Raw genomic sequence first — 20,674 nt, 5'->3', positions numbered from 1 at the left:
AATCGAACGTCACGACAATCGGCAACGCTCCACTTGCGGAACGTGCAGGGCGGGCGAGAAGGGCACTGATTGACCACTCAACGTGATCATCGGGTTGACGCCCTCGGCGTTCACCGACACCTACTGGAACGCACAGCTCACCCGTCCGGGACCGACCATGTCAGCCCGCCTGCGGCTAAGCCAGTACGTACTCTCCGGGGGGCAGATCCGCCAGGGCTCGGAGGTCATGGCGTCCGTCGGGGCGTCGACGTTGTTGTCGGGCTCGTTGTCCCACTCGCAGGTGTCGGCCAGCGGTTCACCAGTCCAGGTCGCTACCCGCATCGGGGGCCTCCGGTTGCACTGACCGGGTGTGATCACACTTTCACCCTCCAGCGCGCCAGAAACGACGGTGCCGCGCGTTCGATGATCAGTGTTTAAGGCCCGCAGGTGAGGTGGTGTGGCCGTCGCCCCGCTTCTGTGCCGGTCGCGGTGCGTCGGGCTCGAGCAATGCGCCGCAACCGCCGCAGTGCCAGCGCGGTACCAGATGTCGACGATCGGCCAGCGGCCGCCGCCGCGGACGACGCGTCGGCGGCCGGCGCATCGTCAGTTGGGGTCGATCCGGTCATCGGCGGCAGCCGGGCCCCGCTGCGGATGGCGTACCGCGGGTGGTGTCTCGCCCTGGGTTGGGTTCGTTTTGACGCTTTACCGCAAGCACCGTGCTCTACCTCGAAGAACAGGCTCTTTAGTGTCGGGCGGGCGCTATCGCGGGCGGCGATCGCACCTGCGCGCTGCCACCATGTGCGCATGAACAGCATCGTCAAGTCCTCCATCACTTCCCTGACCGTCGGCGTGCTCGCTGTCGGAGCTGTTTTCGGGCTCGCGGCCCTGATGGTCCTCAAGGGATACGAGGCCGCGGTCATCATCGCCGTCGTCAGCGGGACCAGCGTGGCCGCGGCCAGGCTCATTCACCGACTCCAGGTCCCACCAGAACCGCCGCACTCGAATCTCGAGGGTCGGCGGGAACACCGTTGGGAACCGAGGCGCGAGTTAGCCTCCTTCGACGAGGGGCCCGACCGCGGTTCGCTGCCGAACCGGCTCTGGCGGGAGCAGCCGTGATCCGGCCGTCGGTTTCGCTGATCGGCAGTTTTAGGCAGCACTACCCGCAGGTCCTCGCGGCCGCGCAGCTCTTCGCCGATGCCGGCATCACCGTGAAGTCCCCGCCGATGTCGCGCCCTACCGACCATGGACGACAGTTCGTGCGCTTCGCATCCGATTCCCCGTCGTGCTCAGACCACGCGATCCAGGCGGCCACGCTGGAGAAGATCTTCTCCTCGGACCTGGTGTACGTGGTCAATCCCGGCGGATACATAGGCCGCACCACCGCTTATGAGCTGGGCCGCATCCACGAGCGGGGCCTCGCCGTCTTCTACGCCGAGCCTCCTTGCGATCTCCCCATCGACGTCCCGGAGGGAACGGTGGTTTCCGCTGGCGACCTGGCAGCCGCTGTCGGTGGAGGCGGTCGGCGCCCCCGAGCGGTCAGGCGCCCACGGATCGCGGCGCTGCCGACGGCCGACATCGTCATCTTCACCATCCGATCCGGCGCCCTGCACGTCCTGCTGATCAAGCGCGGCACCGAACCGTTCAGCGGCAGGCTCGCCCTGCCCGGCGGGTTCGTCCGCCCGGGCGAATCGCTCCACGACACCGCTGCACGGGAACTCAAAGAGGAGACCGGCCTGGAAGGCTCCGGTATTGGATTGGAGCAACTGCACACCTACTCCCATCCGCAACGCGACCCCCGCGGACGGGTCATCACCACCGCGTTCCTGGCGGTCGCCCCGAACCTGCCCGAGGTGACCGGGGCGACCGACGCCCATCGGGCGGACTGGGTGGAGGTCGAGGAATCCTTGCTGGGCCCCGAAAGCCACCTCGCCTTCGACCACGGCGTCATCTTGCAGCGCGGCCTCGAACACGCCCGGCGGCTGCTGGAGCACACCACCATGGCGGCCGCCTTCTGCGGCGACCTGTTCACCATCCGTGACCTGCGCGAAGTCTACGAGGTGGTGTGGGGCGTGCCGATCAATCCGCAGAATTTCCAGCGCAAGATCCGCAGCACGAAAGGCTTCCTGGTGAAGACCAGACACAAACGCACCTGCCGGCCTGGCGCTCCCGCCGAACTGTTCCGCAGAGGACAAGCACAGATCCTCTACCCGCCCATGGTGCGGCCCCAAAGGCGAGGGGGGCACCCATGATCGTCGGCGAATCCCCGGGCGGCAGGCCACCTGCCTCCTTTGGCCACTGCCCTGGCGGCCACCCCGAGCGGCGCGACCTTGAGAGCGGTGCGTGCGTGACCCCGGCTTGGCCGAACGAGACACAGCTCGTCTTCCTCACCCGAGACCCCGCAGCCGTCCGATACTGGCGCGGCCGACGATCCGGGCTCCCGCGCCGGCGTTCGGGCGACACAAGAGGCGGCCTTTCACCAAAGCGGCGCCTCGGGCTTTCGGCGTTCCCAACGAGCCGTTCGTCGACGCCCCCAACTCGCCTTATCGGTGGCCAGCGGTCTCCTTTGCTCATCCTCGCCGGCGAGAGACAGGACCACCTGGTCGGCCGTGGGGGCGACCTGCCCCTGGGCGCCTGCGCCCTGGTCGGCTTCCGACTGGTATCGAGGCCTCAGCGGCGCCGGCCCGGTCATCCCGATGCCTGACGCAGTCGCCCTGCCGCACCAAGCACTCCGCACTCGCTTGCGGCGGGCCGTCACCGTTGACGACCGCTGCACGCTGACAAAAAGCTAGACCCGCTGGTCCACGTGTGTGGGGCGGGTCCGCATTTGCACCGTAACACAGCTCACCGGTGATCCCTCCGTCACGATCGCACCGTCGGCCGAAGAAGCCACGAACCGCCCTTCCTCGTCACCCAGCCGGGGCGTCGTGGCCGATCAGCCGCCGTTACCTCTCCTTCCGCCTGCGCAGCCAGGACCATCACGCGAAACCGGCCAAGCAGGCCTCGCCGACCAGCAGCAGACGGCGCAGCACCAGACCGCAGGGGGCGGGCGTGCCGCCGCCTGGGCCGGGCGCACGCTGTCCGGCCGGATGCGCCTCCGATGCGGTGGCCTCTGGTGGACTTTGCTGGACTTCGCGCTGGTTCCTCCGGCAACGAAGGTGAACCATCGTTCATGGTCGCGGCGCTGCCACCACCACTTCGCTGATCACTCTAAGGAATCGTCGAGGTCCAAGGAGTGAGCTTGTCTCATGGTCACGTCAGCTTGGACGGCGGCAAGCTGCGTCGGCTCCGCGTGTCCAGGGGGCTCAGCGTTGACGCGCTCGCCGCGCTGACCGGGGGGCGGGTGCCGGCCCGGCAGGTGCACGAGTACGAGGCCGGGCGGCGACGCTGCGACCCGCCGCGGTTCGCGGTGCTGTGCCGGGCGCTGGGCGTGAGCGGGCCGCAGTTGTCGGCGGTCACCGCCGAGCAGGCGCGGCTGGTGGACCTGCGGCATTGGGCCGGGCTCACCGCCGATCGGGCGGCCGTCATCCTCGGGATGTCGCAGTGGTCGTTGCTGCGGGCCGAGCGGACCGGGCGGCTGCCGCAGCACCTCACGCGCGCGGCGTTCCTGGCGGCCGCCGCGGCGGCGTACTCCTGCTCCCCCGCCATGGCGGAGGCGGCTTTGAACCGCAGCAAGAATATACCGGTCAAAACATCTGATCATGCATGTGACCTGCAGTGATGCTGCTTGGGCACGGTCGTGGCGGGGTATGGGCCCACCGCTTGCGCCATGCGAGGCGGTTCTCGCTTAACGACAGTCGTCAACCGTGGGGCTCGCCGTGTTCGATCAGCCGTTCCCGTTCGATCAGCCGTACGTCAAGCTCGCCGACCTGCTCAGGATGCTGGCCGAGGGCGAGATCGACGTCGTCCAGTTCGGCCGTCCTTTCCAGCGCAACGTCCAGTGGACAGCGGACCTGTGGGCCTCGCCGGCCCGACTGCCGCAATTCCCGATCGGCGGATTCGTGTGGTGGGTGCCGCCGCCCGGCGAGGCGCTCCGGGCCGGGCGGTACCGCAAGTTCTCCCGGGCGAGGCTCTTTTTGGTCGACGGGCAGCAGCGCAGCACCGCGCTGGCCGGCGGCGCCGGGATCCGCCCGGCCTGCTACCCGCCCGAGGTGTGGCGGGAGCTGGGCGGTCCGAGCCTGGAGGTCGGGGTGGTGCTGGAGTCCACCCGGCGGCTCTACATCCAGCCGATGCGGGCGCGCAAGTACCCGCAGATCCGGCTCGGTGACCTGCTGGGCGCCGAGCCCGGCGACATCCCGCGGCTGGTCGCCGAGGCCGGTGCCGGCGCCCGCACCCATGAGGCCAGCCAGTTCGCCGCCGAGCTGACCGACATGCGCAAGCGGCTGCTGGACGCCCAGATCCCGGTGGCGTGGCTGCACGCCGACGTCCACGACGCCGCCGAGTGCTACCGGGAGATGAACAAGGCCTCCTCCACCAAGACCGCGCACGCCTCGGAGATCGAGACGATGTACCTGGACGTGGTGAGCCCCGGAGTGCGGCGCGAGGTGCTGGACCCGCTGTGGCGGCACGCCCGCCGAGAAGGATTCGCCACCGCGGCGACCTTCCCGGTGATCAACGAGGTGGTGCAGCGGCTGCTGCCGCCCAACGCGCGGCGCATGTCGGTGTTCAACAGCTCCGCCGAGCAGGTCGATGCCGCCGCCCGGCGCGCCGGCCATGCCTGCACGCAGGTGATCTCGATGCTGCAGCGCCGCGGGCTGGTGGACGCCTCGCTGATCGCGATGCCGTCGGCGATCGGGGTGCTGTTCCACCTGGCGGCCCATTTCGACCAGGCGGTCACCGACGAGCTGCCCTACCGGTGGCTGGTGCACGCGCTGGCCCGCGGCCGCTACAACAGCGCCGCCCATCAGGCCGGCGCCGACGTCTCGGCGCTGCTGCGCGCCCCCGACTACCCGACAGCCCGCGCCACCCTGGCGCAGCTGATGCTGCCCGCCGGGCCTCCCCCGCCGGTGACCTGCGACCAGCTGACCGGCCGCCGCGGCCACTTCGGCGCCGTCACCAGCCTGTACGCGATGGCCGCGGCGAGCCCGTCCGGGCTCGGGCTGCCCGACCTCGCCGAACCCGACGCGGTCTTCCCCGAGGAGCAGATGCGGCTGGTGACGCTGTGGCCCGGCCCGCTGGAGACCTCGCTGGGAAACTTCATCCTCGGGACGCCGGCGACCGCGGAGGTCCTCGCCCAGGCCGGCGGCTGGAACCGCGACGCCTACGAGCGACTGCGCTGCGGCGACGACGCCCTCGCGGCGCACTGCCTGCCGACCCCGTCCGCAGGAACCGCGACGATCGCGGCGCCCGAACTGGTCAAGGCCCGCGAACAAGACCTGCTCGGCGTCATCAACGGCTTCCTGCACCGCGTCGGACCACTCGACCTGGACGCCGGTAGCAACGCCGCCTAGCCGCCCTCCCAGCTCACCCGCAGTTAGCACCCCGCCCACCACGCCGGCCAGCGCCCCGTTGAACCGTGGCAGGCCGTTCAGCCAGTCGCCCAGCCACTCGCCCTGCCAGTCGGAGCGCCCGCACAAGGAGAGCCAGCAATGCCTCATACTCCGCCTTCCAGCACCGCTCACGACGCGTCTCCGAGCGCGTCCGGCTGCGCCTCGCAGCCACCGCCCACGTCTCCACCCGGCAGCACGCCACGCGAGGGCGCTGCGCCTGCGGGTTCGCGGCGAGACGAGGGTTCGCGGCGAGACGAGGCGTCGCTGGTGCTGATGAACACACCCGCGGGCAGTGTCGCCGCAGGCCTGACCGAGTGGCTGATCCGAGTGGCTGGGCGCCGGCCCAGTCGGGTCCATCTGGTGACCGGATTCGCCTCGATCCGCGGGCTACTGGAACTCACTCCCGCGCTGGAGCAGCTGACCGGTGCGGGGCACCGGGTGCGGCTGTTGATGGGCATGTGTCTGGAGGAGTCCGCGCAACTGTGGCGTCGCGCGCCGCTGGAGCCCTACCCCGCCGACCGGCAGGCCGCCCCAGAAGCCGACCTGGGAGCGGCAGCCCTGCCGGTGGCCGCCCTAGCGTCGGTGTTTGCCGCCCTGTGCGGTCGAGCCGACCGGTTGCTGCGCGCCGATCTGGCAGGGATCGTGTTGACCGGGGCTCGGCTCCGGCTGTCGGACCTGCTTGGCTGCGAGCTGCTGGAAGCGCGCCGCTACGAGCGCGGCTACCTGCACGCCAAGACCGCCGTGGTGGACCGGGACGGCAAAGTCCGGGCGGTGACCGGCTCCTCCAATCTCACCGCGGCGGGGCTGCGGCGGAACCTGGAGTTCAACGCCGCGGTGTCGGCGCCGCAGGCGCGTGCGGCGCTGGAGGCGGCGCGCGGCTGGTGGCGGAACGCGCGTGACTATGATTTGGCCGCGCTGGTCACCGAGTTGTTCCAGGCACACCCCCATGAGCTGGTGTATCTGCGGATGCTCGCCGAGGCCTACGACCACGAGGTCAACGCCCCCGCCAGCCCGGTGATGGACCTGGCCGACTATCAACGCGACGGTGTCGCGCGGGTGCGGGCGATGCTGGCCCGGCACGGCGGCGCGCTGATCGCCGACGAGGTCGGGCTCGGCAAGACCTACATCGCCGGGGAGGTCGCCCGGCTGACGTTGCTGGAGGGCCGCGGACCGGTGATCGTGGTCGCGCCCGCGGGCCTGCGGCCGATGTGGCGGCGCCGGCTGGCCGAGTGGGGACTGTCGGGCGTCACCGTGATCTCCTACGACCGGCAGGTCCAGCTCTACCGCCGGGTCACCGCGACCGACGATCCGCACGGGAGCCCACAGGACGGCACGGACCACAGCCCAGATAGCGGCCGAGATAGCGGCCCAGATGAGAGCTCGGATGCCCGCCCGACAAGTACCGGCACGACAAGCGCCCGCATGGTGGTTTCCGATGGCCGGGCCGCCGAGGTCTGGCAGCGGTGCGGGCTGCTGATCGTGGACGAGGCGCACGCGCTGCGCAACCCTCTCACCGTCCGGTTGCAGGCGGTGCGGTCCCTGCTGGACGCGCAACGCGGCTACGGGCTGGACCCGCAGGTGCTGCTGATGAGCGCGACCCCGCTGCACAACGAGACGGCCGACCTGTTCGAATTGCTCGCCCTGGCCGACCGGTCCCTGGACCCGGCCTGGGTCGGCCGCGGCACCTTCCACAAGGCGCGCGCCGCCGCCCGCAGCGGCACTGGCCGGCGGCTGGCGGAGGTGCTGGCCCGCCCGCACGCCGCACCGCCAGCCGAACGCAGTTGGTACCACCAGGTGACGCACGCGCGGATGCTGCGCCGCGACCGGCCCTTCCTGCGCCGCGCCTATCCCGGCGCGGGGTCTCTGCGCTTCCCGACCGTGCACCACGAAGGGGTCGAGGTTCCCCTGCCCCCGCGGCTGTGCGAGTTGTATGTGGCGGTGCTGGATGCGGTCGGCCACTCAGACCGCATCCAGGTCGGCAAGGCCCCGCCGCTGCCGCCGGCGCTGCAAGCGGCTGCGGCGGCCGTGCGCGGCGGCACCGGGCAGCCCGCCGCGCTCACCCTGGCGGCCTACCTGACCGGCGCCTACCGGCTCGACCCCGATGACCCGAAGGCCTCGGCGGGCGTCCCGGCATTGCTGACCGGGCTGTTGCGGGCGTTGCTGTGCAAACGGCTGGAGTCCTCTGCCGCCGCGCTCGCCGCGACCGCTGGCGCGATGGCCACCACCGCACGGCAGGCCTTGGCGGCCCTGGACCGCGGCACGGTCCACACCCTGCCCACCGACCCCGCCGGGATCCCGGCGTCGGTGGTCGCGCTGTGGGACGGCGACGACGCCACCGACGACGCATTGGACGACCTGGTCGGCGGCACCGCCGATGCGGCCGCGGGCGCTGACGTGCACAGCGCCGACGGCTTCGACACGGCAGCGCTGCGCGCCGACCTCGAACACGACGCCCGCATCCTGGAGCGGCTGGCGGGCCGGGCCCGCGCGCTGATCGACGCCGACCCCAAGAAGGAGGCGCTGGCCAAGGTGCTGCTGAAGGCGCTGCACGATCCACGCGGCCCCAAGATCGTGGTGTTCGCCGGATCCCGCGAGACCACCCACGACCTCGGGCGCTGGTTGGAGCAGCTGACCCGTACCGATCCCCGCTTTGCCGCACTGGCCGGCCGAATCGCCAACCTGGGCCACCGCCAGCCCCCTTCTGCGGCCGCGGCGCAACAGATGCTGACCGGGTTCGCCCCCGCCACCGCCGCCACTGAGACCACCGAAGCGACCATCCCGGCCGCCACCGACCGCTACGACGTGCTGATCTGCACCGACAAGTTCTCCGAAGGCGTCAACCTGCAGCAGGCGGCCCTGTGCGTCAACTACGACCTTTCCTGGAACCCCCAGCGGATCGGGCAGCGGATCGGCCGCCTGGACCGCGTCGGCAGCCCGCACCCGACAGTGACCTGCTGGAGCATGCTGCCCGCCGACACCCTGGACACCATCCTGCCGATCATGGGAATCCTGACCCGCAAGGCCCACCTGGCCGCCGACACCGTCGGCGTGCCCACTCCACTGTTCCCCGGCTCCCCCTGCCGCAGCTACATCAGTCTCCTGGACGCCTGGCACCCCGACGCGGCCGCCGCACTCGCTGGCCCGCGCGCCGACACCACACCACCGGCCCAGACACCGCCCCAGACTGCGGCCCAACCAGCGGCAAAACCAGCGGCCCAGCCATCGGTCTCCTCTGCCGCTTCCCTCGACGCCGGCCCGGGCGCCAGCCTGGACGCCGGTCAGGCCGGCTGGGCGCACGCCCGACTCGGCAACGCCCGCCGGATCAAACACCTGGACGCCGCGATCACCGCCCTGCCCGCCGGCGCGGGAGCGGTGGTGGCCGGCCACGCCCGCGACACCAGCGCCGTGCTGTGCTTTCGTGTGCACGCCGCCGACGGCCGCTCGCACACCGCCGGCTTCGCCCACGTCTACGCCACCGGCCCCCACGCCGGACACATCAGCGTGGACACCGGCCGCTGCCTGCACCGCGTCAGCATCGACCCAGCCCCCTGGATGCACACCGCCGCCCACGACACGACCAGCAGCAGGCGCCGCACAACCGGCGGCAGCGGGCGCGCCGATGAGACGACTGGTGGGGGCGCAGGCCGCGATCCGCAGCCGCTGGAACGCCGCCACATCGAAATGATCTGCGACCTGGTCGACCGAGCGCGCACCGCCGTCGCCACCGCCCACGACGTCCCCGCAGAACACAGCCAGCAGCGACTGCACCTGGTCTGCTGGATCCTGCTCACCGGCACCGGAGGGGGCAGGGGCGGTCGGGACGGCCGGCCATGACCGCCGGCCGTCCCCGTCCCCATGCCTCCCCCCGCTCGGTCGAACACCCCGCCGAACCCGGCTCCGCCCGCCAACGCGAGGGTGGACCTGCGGGTTCGGCGGCCGACAGCACGAGAGGCGATCTGCGGGCGGCGCTTCCCGAAGCCCTCACCCCGCAGACCCGCCCGACACCGACACTGTCGCAGGCCGACGCGGCGATCGGCGCGCTGCGGGCCGGATTAGGGCCATGGGCCGCTCGTCCTGCGCCCGGCCGAGACCGTTCGCACCCGCGCACCGAGCAGGACCCGAACCCGGCGGGGAGCCCGGCGCGAGGTCACGTGGGATGCGCTGCCGCATGGCAGCCGGAAGGTCAGGCGTCATCCAGGTACGCGACGGTCTGCGCTCTGGGCGACCGTGCCCCAGCCGTCCTCACCAGCATCACCGACCGGCTGTTCGCACCCGACGGAACGGTGAACCGCTACCAGGCGGCCGCCCGCCACGCCGCCGACGCCCCGCACGGCCTGGAGCAGGCGTGGGGACTGGTCGCCGCGACCCTCGCCGACGTGATCGACGACTTGTCGGCAGCATGCCGGGGTCATCCTGGATCATCCGAACCCCACACACCCTGACCTGCGGATCCTGAACTATCGTTCATGGTGCCTGTGGTGGTGGCGCTGCTGGCATCGCTGGGTGCCCGTTTCCGCTCCCGACCCGCGCCTGCAGGCCTTCGGCTTTGCGGTCCGCACCGCGCGAGAGCAGACGGGAATGACCATCGAGGCCCTCGCCGAGGCCGCCGGGATCTCCTGGCGATTCCTGCTCAGCATCGAACACGGCCGCCGCAACCCCTCGCTGCTGACGATCCTGAGCATCGCCGACGGACTGCAACTCCCCCCTGGCGACCTGCTAGACAACGCTCGCCGGCCCAAGGACCCCACCCCCCAGCCCCACGTCTCCCCCCGGCCAGGCCGGACTTCCCCTTCCACAGCCTCCTTCTGCGTTCCTTTCCCGCAGGTCCCCTTCCACAGGCCTCCGGCGATCCCCGGCGGGCGGGTCAAGTGCGGGAGTCGGCGGACACCGAAGTCGTAGAGCTGCGCCGGATCATTCGGTGAGGTTCTTCCATGGCCTGGTCGGCGCGTACGTCCTGACCACGGGACTAGATCACGGGCGTCTGGGATCAAGGGGCCGGCGCCCTAAGGCCGCTAATGGCCGCATCGGTATTTCGTGGCCAGCTGACAGCCGCGCACTCCGATGCTGGGATCGGGCCATCGGCGGACCGATCGTGAAGGGGGCGGGTTGCGCGTCATTCGGTGGGCGCTGCGCATCGCCGCGACGGCGGCGCTGGCGGTGGCGGTCGGCGTCGCGGTCAACCAGATCCTCAACGGCGGGACCTTCACGCTGCGGTGGGCCGTCGCCGCGTTCGTTCTGAGCCTGGTGTCGGAGGGCGTGAACCAGTGGCTGGCGCGACGCGACGCCCGCCAGGCCCCGGCAGGCCAGGGCGGCCCCGGGCAGCGGGCCGTCTACCTGCGGCAGCTGCGGTCGCACGTCCAGCGGCTGGAAACGATCGGGATCACGACGCGCGGCGTGTACGTCCCGGAGCTGCGTCAGGTGTACGTGGACGTGAGCCTCAAACCGCAGACCCCGCAGGACGCCGCGTCCGCGGCCTATGTGGGCCACGCCGGGTCGACCACCGGGCACCGCCGGTCGCTGCGCGACTTCTTGGACGACGACACCGGCGGAGTCTTCGCGATCATCGGCGGCCCGGGGACCGGCAAGACGACGCTGATGCAGGCCACGGCGCTGGAGCACTGCCGCCGGTGGCGCGGGCTGCGGCGCCGACGGCTGCCTGTGCTGCTGTATCTGCGCGACCACGCCGCCGCGATCCTCGCCGACCCCGCATCCGGCCTTCCCGAGGTCTGCGCCGCCGCCCCCTGGGTATCGGGCAGGACTCCGGCGTCGTGGCTGGCACGGCAACTGGACCGCCGCAGATGCCTGGTCATGCTCGACGGGCTGGACGAGGTCGCCGACCAGGCGCAGCGGGAGACCGTGGTCACTTGGGTGCGCCGCCAACTCGACCGCTATCCCGGGAACGTCTACCTGCTGACGTCCCGGCCGCAGGGCTACACCGCTAATCCGTTGCCGCGCGCCGAGGTCCTGCAGGTCCGCCGGTTCACTGGAGAGCAGATCTCGAGATTCCTGTACGGCTGGTACTACGCGACCCTCTGCCGGGAAACCGGCACCAAGGGCGCACGCGTCCGGCTGGACGCACACGAGGCCGCCGAGGACCTGCTCGCCAAGCTGCGGTCGCGGCCGGGCCTGTACGACCTCGCCGCGAACCCGCTACTGCTCACCATGATTGCCAACGTGCACAAGTACCGGCCAGCGCTGCCCCGCAGCCGCGCCGCGCTGTACGCCGAGATGTGCGACGTCCTGGTCCACCTGCGGCAGGACGCCAAAGGCCTGCCCGACCCGACCGGGCTCACAGGCCCGCAGAAGGATCACCTCATGCGCGTCCTGGCGCTGACGATGATGGACGGCCGGCTCCGCGACATCCCGACCGGACAGGCGGCCGACGCGATCGCGGGCGAGCTGGCGGGCACCTCCACCACCCTCTCACCCGCGACGTTCCTCCAAGAGGTGCGCCGCAGCGGCCTGCTGGTGGAACGCGAGCACGGCCGCTACGGCTTCGCCCATCTCACGCTCCAGGAGTACCTGGCGGCCGCCCGCCTCGGCTCCCTCCCCGAGGCCACCGGGCGGCTCGCGGCCAACGTCGACGATCCATGGTGGCGCGAGACCACGTTGCTGTGGTCGGCGACCGCCGATGCCACGCCGATCGTCTCCGCCTGCCTGGCCAGCGGCACCGTCCGGGCCCTGTCCCTGGCCTTCGACTGCGCCGACGAGGCCCGCACCATCGCCCCGGCCGTCCGCGCCGAACTGGATGCGCTGCTCACCGAGGAACCCGCCGACCAGGCCCGCAAACGGCTGGTCACCGCCGTCCGGGCGGCCCGGAGCCTGCGCGAGGTCATCTGGCTCAACGAGAGCACCACCGTCTGCGCCCACCCCGTCGACGCGGAGTTGTGGGCCCTGTTCGCCCGCGCCGACCAGGCCACCGGACGATGCACCCCGATCGACCTCCCCACCACCGGAACCGCCGCCCACGGCGCCGGAACCAGTGGCTTCGGCGCCGTGCTCGGCATGTGGGCAGGAGATGCCGAGCGCTTCCTCACCTGGCTCAACGGCCACTTCGACGACGGCACCGCGTACCGGCTGCCGACCCCGCAGGAACTCGACGACCCCGCCATGGGCCTGGTCGCCGACCTCACCCGCCACCCGGCCTGGAGCGCCGAGGCGGACCAGAAGCCGAAAATCCACAGGCCCAGCACCGGCACATGGCCGCACCCGCGCATCGAACTGAATTTTCAGAACCATCTCCGAGAAGACCGCAGGACAACGGCCCACTACCTCTATTCAAGCATCGAACCTACGCCCCGGTTCCGCAGAAATGACCGCATTCTCACCCGCGTGATGGAAACACAGGGGCGTGACAATTCGCCGATCGCGGTCCGCATCCGCGCCTTGACCCTGGCGTTCGGGCTCCTCTTGGACGAGACCGGCGCGTCCGACTTCCCGGCCGACGCCCTGGCAGCCGAACTGGGCAAGGAATTCGGAATAAGCATGCCCTTCACCATGGCGAATGCGATTTCGACCGCCATGCTGCACGCATTGAGCCTCGACGAAAAAATCGACGGCACGGGCAATGTCGCCCTCGAACGGAAACTCGAAAGACTCGACGATGCCGACCTCCTCGCCGGCAACTTGGCGGACGAACTTCTCCGCATCGCCGCGGCCCGGCTCGACCACGCCCTTGAGAACGCATCCGCCGCCCTCCGCAGGGAGCCATGGCCGCACGCCGACCTCAGACCATCGTCGCCGTATTTCAAGCCCCTGGCACCCCGGATCGTCGCCGAGATCTACGCGATGTTCCCCACCAAGCCCGAGACCACCGAACTGATGTTCGCCGTCATGATGGCGCTTGAAGGTCGCGAAGACGCCCGGTTGTCGCCGCCGACCACCAACCTGCCCCTGACCAGAGGGACAAACACCGTGGCATGCTACTACGGGCTTCTCTATGACTGGAGCCGCCAGGTCGGAAAAGGCAAGCCCGGCGACCTTCTCACCGACTTCGACCAGTTCTTCGACGCGGCTCTGTCGGTCATCGAACCCGCTGGCATCGCCGACTGGTCGGAAGCGACCGACCTCCTCATCAAAATCCGCTCCCAGGTGCCACTGCGCACACAAGAGATCGACCATGTGCATCAGCTCTTGCGGCAGATCCTTGATCGTACCGCCCCACCCAGCGACCGGCTCCTGGCGAGCATCCGGATCGAGCTACTGGCCGAGATCAAGAACCGCGAAGACTCAATAGCGCAACAGTTGATGACAGTGTTCTACGCCGTGACCGCCCTGCAGAAACGAATATCAGGGTTGGACGTACCCGATGAGGTGCTTATTCTGGTGCGGGCCTGAGCCGGGCCAGCGTCTGCGGCGCGATGCTCAGGCCCCAGTGAACGCCTCCATTCACCGGGGGCGAAGGCGGCACCACCAGCACGGGGCGCGTCCGCCCAGCCAACCGAGGGCACGACCGACCGGTTCGGCCCGGACGCTCCCGCGCCTCGACCTGGGGCTCCTGTGGCCGGGCAGCCGGTCCAGAGCCATTTTGTTGCGGATACTGGAGATCCCGAAGGGGCGCGCACAGCTGCATGCCAGCACCCGTACCGGCATCACATCCACCACAGCAAAACCTGTAGCACCGGTCCTCCAGCGGAGCTCGCGCCCGCTGACCTCAGACGGAATCAGGCTCGACCAGGTGAGACCGACGCCGCGCCGCGCCCTCACGCTGCTGGCCAACCCCGCCCGGAATCGGCACGATGATCTGCAGGAACGTTTGTGACCTGCGGATACGCAAGGCGCGTCGTGAGCGAGGCGATCGCGAAGGAGAACAGCACATGCCCGGTCGACCGGCTCGACTGCGCCACCGCTGACGCTATCTGCAGAACCTACGGCGCAGACACTCCGATGCCGCCGCCCGGATGCGCGAGGTGGCCAACGAGGATCTGGACGACCAGCACCTGTGCCGGGACCTGGCTCTATGGGTCCGCGCCTACGCTCACCAACACCACGGCCGGAGGCCCAGCTGGACCCTCATCGCCCGGCAGGCGCGACCGGAGTTGTCGGATCCACGGCCCGACTCCGACAACCCCGCCCCGGCCGCGGTACTGCTGGGCGCCTACACCGAACGGCTCCTGATCGGCCTGAAGAATCGCCGCTGGCTGTCCTGCGACGACCGGCCAGGCTCAGCGCGCCAGGGCCCCCCGCCTGTATGAGGAGGAAACCCTCCCCACCAAGGCGGCACGACGCGCGGCATACTCGCGACCAGTCCCCCGACCGGCTGCCGCACCGCGACCCGCCGACGGCCACCACGACCGGCGAGCGCAGCCGCCATCCGGCGATCGCGCCGACACACCCTCGCCCAGCACCGCTGCCCGATCACCCGGCGACTCCGACCGCCGACCAGATGACGGGGCAGATGACAGCTCATGCGCAGAAACTCGCCCCCGCCTGAGCAGCCCGAACACCGGTCGTGATGACGCATTCGAGCCGAACGCGCCATCGGCCTCGCCATCAGGCAGCCGCCCGCGCCACGAGCACCGGGGTGCTGAAGCGGCCGCCGATCATCGTGAACGTGTACGCCCAGCCGCACCACGACGAGGAGGAGATCGCCGGGATCGTGTCGCTGCGACAGGGAGGGGAGCTGCAGAAGTGGGAACTCCAGTGGCGTCGCCGGTCTACACCCTCGGCGGGGACGGCGGCGGGCAGGGCAACGTCATCGACGACGCCGGCTGCATCTGGGTCGTGCAGCTGGTCTGGCAGCTCCACGGTGGCCGCCGTGGTCGAGGACCGGGAGCACGTCGACGGCGCGTGGACCGGGCCCGGTTCCTTCAAGGCCCGCGTCATCACCTTGTCCGGGCAGTGCCTGGCACCCAACCGGCTGGAGATGCTGCGCGCCAAGAACCGTTTCGCGGCCGCCGCGTCCCCAACCGACCTGGTCGACCTGGTGGTGGAGGAAGCACACCTCACGCGCCGAGCGGCGGTCCGGCTCACCGACCGAGCCGACCGAGCCGACCCCACCGACAAGGGCGCGAGGGCGTTCACCTGGACGCTGACCCTCACCGCCCGGGCCCGAGTACGGTACCCGCCGCGAGGCTCTGGTCCAGGTCGCCCTGCAGCACCGCGAGATCAGCAAGGCTCGTCCCCGGCGGCGGTGCCGCTGACCGGCGCCGACCACGCGCCCGACCCTCGTCAGCAGGGAGAACCACATGAGCTGTCGGACCGGCTGAGCTGGTCCGATGCGTTCGCATGGTCGTAATAATCCTCGTCGATTCAGAACGCTCTCATCGTCCGACCGTGCCCCCGGCCAGGCTCACCGTGGACCCCCTGATCCGGTTGAATCACCCGATCAGCACAAAATGATCTTGATGAGTCACCAAGTCGGCTCGCTGAGTCGGCCCCTGGCGCGAGAACGCGACCCGCCGAAGGGGATTACCTTCACAAGAAGCTCTACACTTCTCCGGCGCCCTGAGGGCCGTTCACAGCCATGGCGGCGGACGCAATGATCAGCGAGTGTCCGTTTGGCCCTCGTTCATGCCTCGTTGGTTAAGTCGAATAGATAGCTTGTTCTATCGCGCGACTATGGTGCAGCACTGTATGCATCCACAGCGAAGGTACGTAGTTGGCGTTAAGAGGAAGGGGCAAGCGGAGTAGAGTCTATGGAACCTGTAGGGGAACAGTGGGCTTAAGAGACTGAACCTACTTGAGTGCGGCCTGTCCGCTACTACTGCAGTCTGCCCTTCGACTCTCTCTATTCATTAGGCGGGCAGGATAAGGGTACAGTTGATACGGCCCTTAAGGCGAGACGATGGAAGAACCTAGTCTGCTAAGTCGCCAGAGGCCCTAAAATACAATCACCTTTTAGCGACAGGACGCGGCACGACTGGAAGAGGGGAAGCTATGATGGAGTCTGAACCCGAGGAGATAAGCATCTTCGACTGCGGGTTACCCCGCCTCGTGCTCCGCCGGCTAAGCAAAGACACGAGACGGGGCGCTGGACCGTAGGGGCCTACCGATCACTCGGTCGGGCCCCTACGAGTCCAACCACTGGATGACGACGAAGATGAACTTCGCCGCGGCGAGCACCAGCGCGCCGGCCTTAAGGAGCAAGAGCTTTCGCTCGTGCGGACCCCTCGGCTCCTCCGGTGGGTGGGACATGTGGTTCCCCTCTCTACGCGACGCAAGCCGCGCTTCGAAGTGGTCGACACTGCCGCGTGATAGCGGGCAGCACCGCGCCCAGGCTTCGGCTGAGCGGGGGTCCAGCCGAGACCATCGAACCACCCAACAATCTACGGCATGCTCGGCATCGGAGGAGCGGGGAATGGCGTTTCTGCGTCACCGAATTTTCGTTGCATGGCCATCCCCGGCCCCAACCCAAGGGGGCGGTCGGGGTGCCCCGAATGGTCGCCGGTGAGTTTCGTCGGCTATTCTTCGCGCCTGCTCGCTGGCGGATCGCTCATGTGTTCGATGGCCTGGCTGGAGCTGGCCGGTACTGACCGGCGCCTTCACCGGTCGCGATCTTCTACCTCCGATAACGTCCTTATCGGAGGTAGAAGATGACCGACCCTGACCCGGATCTACCGCCCCCCGGCCTCCGTCGCTCGGATGACGATCGGGGCATACCGCTTGAGGAGATCTTCAAAGAACTTGAACCCGGCCGGAGGTCATGGTTGAGCCGGCACCGCTGGCTCGGCCGGCTGTGGCTTCCTGTCCTCCGGCTCCGGGAGCGGTGGCAGATCCGGCGCGCCTTCAAGCGGACGACGGCCACGAGCGGGTTCGGAGACGCCTCCACCTGGACGCAGGTCCTGGACTGGCTGGAGCACGACGCCTTCCACTTCTTTTGGACCTCGGCCGTCGCCGGCATCATCGGCAACCGGATGGACGCCGGCGGGCTGCTGGCCAAGAAGCGTCTACTCCGCAAGTTCCGTCCCGGCGAGGCTGCGCCCGGCGATTCACCCCCGCGGCTGCCCCTGGAGCGGGCGCTCGCCGCAGCGACAGCCACCGCAGCGAACGCCGGCTACTCCGCCCGGAGGGTCCGGCTACTCGCTGCCGTGCACACCGGTGACCACGCTTGGCAATTCGCGATGCGGGTGAGCTGGAGCCGCACCGTCCTGCTGGTGCGCATCCCCGACGCCGCCCCCGACTCCGGTGAACTGACCAGCATCAAACGGCCCCTGCGACCCCTGCGGATCGAATGACCCGCACGCACCGATGCCCCTCGACCAGCAGTGAAAGGATCACCAACCCCGATGACCGGCCTCACCCCCGAGACCTCCGTCGCGCGGGCTGTCCCGGCAGCGGGCGGCCCGCCCCGCTGGACGATCACCCTCGCGATCACCACCCCGGCCGGCCAGACCGTCACCTACACCGCGACCACCGGCACCCAGCCCGCGGTCACCTGGGACCGGCCGTCCCGCCGCGACCCGAGCGCGCCCGCGGTCGCCCTCGGCGCCCCCACCATGCTGGAGGTCGACCGGACCTTCGACCTGGCCGGGCTGCCCGTGGACGCGGCCGCGCAGATACCCCGAGCTCCGGCCGGGCGGCCAGCGGTGAACTTCCGCGGATACAGCGCCTTGCAGCTCGCAGACCACCTGCTGGCGCTGCCGGTCATCAGGCACAACTCCGACGTCTTGGTCGCCCTGGACTCGGCCGTGCTGGACTTCGCGCAGACGCACCAGGACGTGGAGCCAGTGCACCGCGCGTTCGCCGCGGCGCGGATCACGCACCGGGACGCCCTCACCCGCCGGACGCCGCGCACCGGCCCCGAGCCCGCCACCGAGTGGAAGGCCGTGCTGACAGCGGCCGCCGGGCTCGCCACGGCGCTGCGCCCCTATGGCGAGGCCCGCGTCGCCGCGGAGTGACCCCGATGGTTCTGGAGATCGCACCGGAGACCGTGCAGCGCGCGCAGGCGCTGCGCGACCTCGCCGCACGCGTACGCGCAGGGCTGGACGAGCTGGACCGAGTTCTGCGAAGCGCTCGACATCCCGAAGGTGCCTGCGACCCGCGGCTCGCTGACCGCGTACGTGAAGTGGCGGTGGCTGGCCGGGCACGCCCCCGCCACCATCGAGCGGGCGCCCGCCGGCATCGCCGCCGGCCACGCCGAGCGCAGCGTGCAGATCGACCGGGCCGCCACCCGGCAGGCCCGGACCGTGCTCGCCGCCGAGATCCGCGCCGAAGCCGAAGCCGGGCACCCGCCGCGCGGCCGCAGACAGGCCCCGCCGCTCACCCTCGCCCAGCTCCAAGCGATGCTGCGGGCATGCCCGGACACCCCGGCCGGGCTGCAGGACCAGGCGCTGCTCTTGGTCGGGGTCGGCATCGCCGCCCGCCGCGGCGAACTGGCGTCGCTGCGCGCCCGCCACATCGTCGACCTCGGCGACGCGCTGCGCGTGACCATCCCGTACGGCAAGCGCGGCGGCCGCACCGTGACAGTCTCCTCGGGCGAGCACGAGCTGACCGACCCAGTGCAGGCAAGGCTGGGCTGGGCCGCCGTCGCCGATCTGGACCCGGACGAACCGGCGCTGCTCCAGACCACCAGGTGGGGCGGCATCCGCCAGTCCCGCGCCGGGATGGGCGACAAGGCGATCAGCGAGCACGTGCAGGCGTGCGGGGAACGCGCCGGCGTCGAGGGCCTGTCCGGGCACACGCTGCGGGTCAGCCTGGCCACCCTCTCCCGGCAGGCCGGCAAGCGGACCGAGGTCATCGCCGACCAGGGCGGCTGGATGCGGGACAGCCGCGCCCTGCTCGGCTACATCCACATCGTGGACGAACTCATCGAGAACGCCACGGTGGGCATCGGCCTGTGACATAGCTGGCCGATGCCCACCGTGGCGCCGGGCGACGGTCTTCAAAGCAACGAGGAGACGGTGGCCGCTGCCTGGAGGACTGCACACGCCGCGCTGATCAGCGCGCAGATGATCAGAATCAGCTGCACCAACCACCCGTTCCCAAAAGGGTCCGGCATTCGCTGCTCCCAAGAGGAGGTAAGGAGATTTCCAGGCATCTCCCGGGGGGCCTTCGCGAGGCCAACCGTAGCCGACCTGACAGCGTTTGCCCAGGTCAGCACCCTTAGTCGGGTACCATTAATTGCCTTATGCGCCCTGATTGGGCCTGCTCTGAGCTGCGCTTTTCGTGCGCCCCACCTTCCTCGGATGCCCAAAAAATAGCCCGCGCTTCATACCGCCCTCGGCCGTTATTCAGCGGCGGCGCTCGCGCGGCCGACCGGGGGCGGACCGGGGCACCCGATCAGTGCCGGGCGTCGGTCCGGCTCACTCGTCGCCCTCCCAGAGGCTGGCCGTCGGTTCGGCGAGGAGCGCCTCCCGGGACACTGGCTCGCCTCCGCCGCCGTTCGCGCGGAGCTGCTCGGCCTCTTCGGCGCTCCTCGGTGACGGCCCCCACGATCGCAGGGCACTGCGGGCACGCGCCCTCCGGGTCGACCTGCCACAGCCGTCCGCAAGCGTCGCACGTCGCTCACCTCCTTCACCGCCTGGGCGCAGCGCCAGGAGCTCCTGGAAACCAACCCAGCCCGGCGGCTGACCCGCCGCAAGCCCGCCCGCCGCGGTGATCGCTCGATCCCTCGCGCCCGCCTGGACAAGCTGCTGGCCGACGACGCCAACGCGCTGCGCGAGCGGGTGCTGTGGCGGACGCTGTACGAGACCGCCGCCCGCGCCGAAGAGATCCTCTCCCCCGACATCGAGGACCTGGACCTGGAGATCCGCCGGGCCCGGATCGTGTCCAAGGGGGCGCGATCGAGTACGTGCACTGGGCCACCGGCACCGCCCGGCTGCTGCCACGCCTGCTGAAGGGCGGCACGAGCGGGCCGGGTGTTCCTGGCCGACCGCCGCGCCCCCGCCTCCGGACCCCGCGCCCGCCAACATCTGCCCGGCCACCGCCCGCGGCCGACTGTCCTACCCCCGCGCCGAATACCTGTTCAAGACCACCACCCGAGACCTCGACCCGCATGGCAACGGCTGGACGCTCCACCAACTCCGCCACTCAGCGCTGCAGCACCTGGCCGCCGCCGGCCGAACCGCCACCGAACTCCAGGCCAAGTCACGCCACCAGCACCTGGCCAGCCTCCCGCCGACAGCTGACAGCTGCCGTACAGGCCCGCGACACCGCGCCGCTGACGCCGCCGTCACCGACATGCAGGTCAAACAGGGCCGCCACCAGGCCCCCGAGGCCGAGTTGCGGGGGGCGCGCGCGGTGGGGGGCCGGCGCCCCCCGGCGGGGCG

Annotated in this window: 14 protein-coding genes; 13 read left to right on the top strand and 1 reads right to left on the bottom strand. The window is 70.4% G+C overall.

The features are described 5' to 3' along the window. The first annotated feature begins 783 nt into the window (after positions 1 to 783). The 9 genes from ABZ914_RS03860 to ABZ914_RS03820 all read left to right on the top strand — a co-directional run bounded on the left by ABZ914_RS03860 (position 784) and on the right by ABZ914_RS03820 (position 15,702). The gene (locus ABZ914_RS03860; protein ID WP_500191459.1) at positions 784 to 1,095 is read left to right on the top strand and encodes a hypothetical protein; all 312 of its coding nucleotides are present in this window, start codon (positions 784 to 786) and stop codon (positions 1,093 to 1,095) included. Continuing rightward, on the top strand, positions 1,092 to 2,228 hold the full coding sequence (locus tag ABZ914_RS03855; RefSeq protein ID WP_500191458.1) for an NUDIX hydrolase: 1,137 nt from the start codon (positions 1,092 to 1,094) through the stop codon (positions 2,226 to 2,228). Before ABZ914_RS03860 ends, ABZ914_RS03855 begins: the two co-directional genes overlap by 4 nt. Before the next feature lie 989 nt (positions 2,229 to 3,217). Beyond that, positions 3,218 to 3,697: a helix-turn-helix domain-containing protein gene (locus ABZ914_RS03850; protein ID WP_500191457.1), complete on the top strand. Its 480-nt coding sequence runs from the start codon at positions 3,218 to 3,220 to the stop codon at positions 3,695 to 3,697. A gap of 85 nt (positions 3,698 to 3,782) precedes the next feature. Further along, positions 3,783 to 5,426 (top strand): hypothetical protein, encoded by a 1,644-nt coding sequence (locus ABZ914_RS03845; protein WP_500191456.1) that lies wholly within the window; start codon positions 3,783 to 3,785, stop codon positions 5,424 to 5,426. Between the two features lie 312 nt (positions 5,427 to 5,738). Further along, on the top strand, positions 5,739 to 9,299 hold the full coding sequence (locus ABZ914_RS03840; RefSeq protein ID WP_500191485.1) for a helicase-related protein: 3,561 nt from the start codon (positions 5,739 to 5,741) through the stop codon (positions 9,297 to 9,299). A gap of 669 nt (positions 9,300 to 9,968) precedes the next feature. Further along, the gene (locus ABZ914_RS03835; RefSeq protein WP_500191455.1) at positions 9,969 to 10,364 is read left to right on the top strand and encodes a helix-turn-helix domain-containing protein; all 396 of its coding nucleotides are present in this window, start codon (positions 9,969 to 9,971) and stop codon (positions 10,362 to 10,364) included. A 207-nt stretch (positions 10,365 to 10,571) separates the two neighbouring features. Next, positions 10,572 to 13,802, top strand: a complete 3,231-nt coding sequence (locus tag ABZ914_RS03830) for an NACHT domain-containing protein (protein ID WP_500191454.1) — start codon at positions 10,572 to 10,574, stop codon at positions 13,800 to 13,802. 572 nt (positions 13,803 to 14,374) lie between these two features. Next, a complete protein-coding gene (locus ABZ914_RS03825; protein WP_500191453.1) occupies positions 14,375 to 14,659 on the top strand; it encodes a hypothetical protein in 285 nt (94 codons plus the stop codon). Positions 14,660 to 14,988: 329 nt separating this feature from the next. Further along, positions 14,989 to 15,702 carry a hypothetical protein gene (locus tag ABZ914_RS03820; RefSeq protein ID WP_500191452.1) on the top strand — a complete coding sequence of 238 codons (714 nt, stop codon included), beginning with the start codon at positions 14,989 to 14,991 and terminating at the stop codon, positions 15,700 to 15,702. A 773-nt stretch (positions 15,703 to 16,475) separates the two neighbouring features. Here the strand turns inward: ABZ914_RS03820 and ABZ914_RS03815 are convergent. Next, entirely contained in the window at positions 16,476 to 16,601 is a 126-nt protein-coding gene (locus ABZ914_RS03815) for a hypothetical protein (protein ID WP_500191451.1), read from the bottom strand. 512 nt (positions 16,602 to 17,113) lie between these two features. On the opposite strand from ABZ914_RS03815, the gene ABZ914_RS03810 reads away from it, so the two are divergent. From ABZ914_RS03810 to ABZ914_RS03795, 4 genes are all read left to right on the top strand, one after another. Continuing rightward, a complete protein-coding gene (locus tag ABZ914_RS03810) occupies positions 17,114 to 17,641 on the top strand; it encodes a hypothetical protein (RefSeq protein ID WP_500191450.1) in 528 nt (175 codons plus the stop codon). 51 nt (positions 17,642 to 17,692) lie between these two features. After that, positions 17,693 to 18,304 (top strand): hypothetical protein, encoded by a 612-nt coding sequence (locus ABZ914_RS03805; RefSeq protein WP_500191449.1) that lies wholly within the window; start codon positions 17,693 to 17,695, stop codon positions 18,302 to 18,304. A 129-nt stretch (positions 18,305 to 18,433) separates the two neighbouring features. Beyond that, positions 18,434 to 19,246: a tyrosine-type recombinase/integrase gene (locus tag ABZ914_RS03800; RefSeq protein WP_500191448.1), complete on the top strand. Its 813-nt coding sequence runs from the start codon at positions 18,434 to 18,436 to the stop codon at positions 19,244 to 19,246. Between the two features lie 825 nt (positions 19,247 to 20,071). Beyond that, a complete protein-coding gene (locus tag ABZ914_RS03795; RefSeq protein WP_500191447.1) occupies positions 20,072 to 20,242 on the top strand; it encodes a hypothetical protein in 171 nt (56 codons plus the stop codon). The last annotated feature ends 432 nt before the right edge of the window (positions 20,243 to 20,674 follow it).

Origin of the sequence: Spirillospora sp. NPDC046719 (assembly GCF_040645715.1) — a bacterium.
Taxonomy (GTDB): domain Bacteria; phylum Actinomycetota; class Actinomycetes; order Streptosporangiales; family Streptosporangiaceae; genus Spirillospora.
Note: the sequence above shows the minus strand (reverse complement) of the source record. Positions and strands in the feature narration are given on the sequence as shown.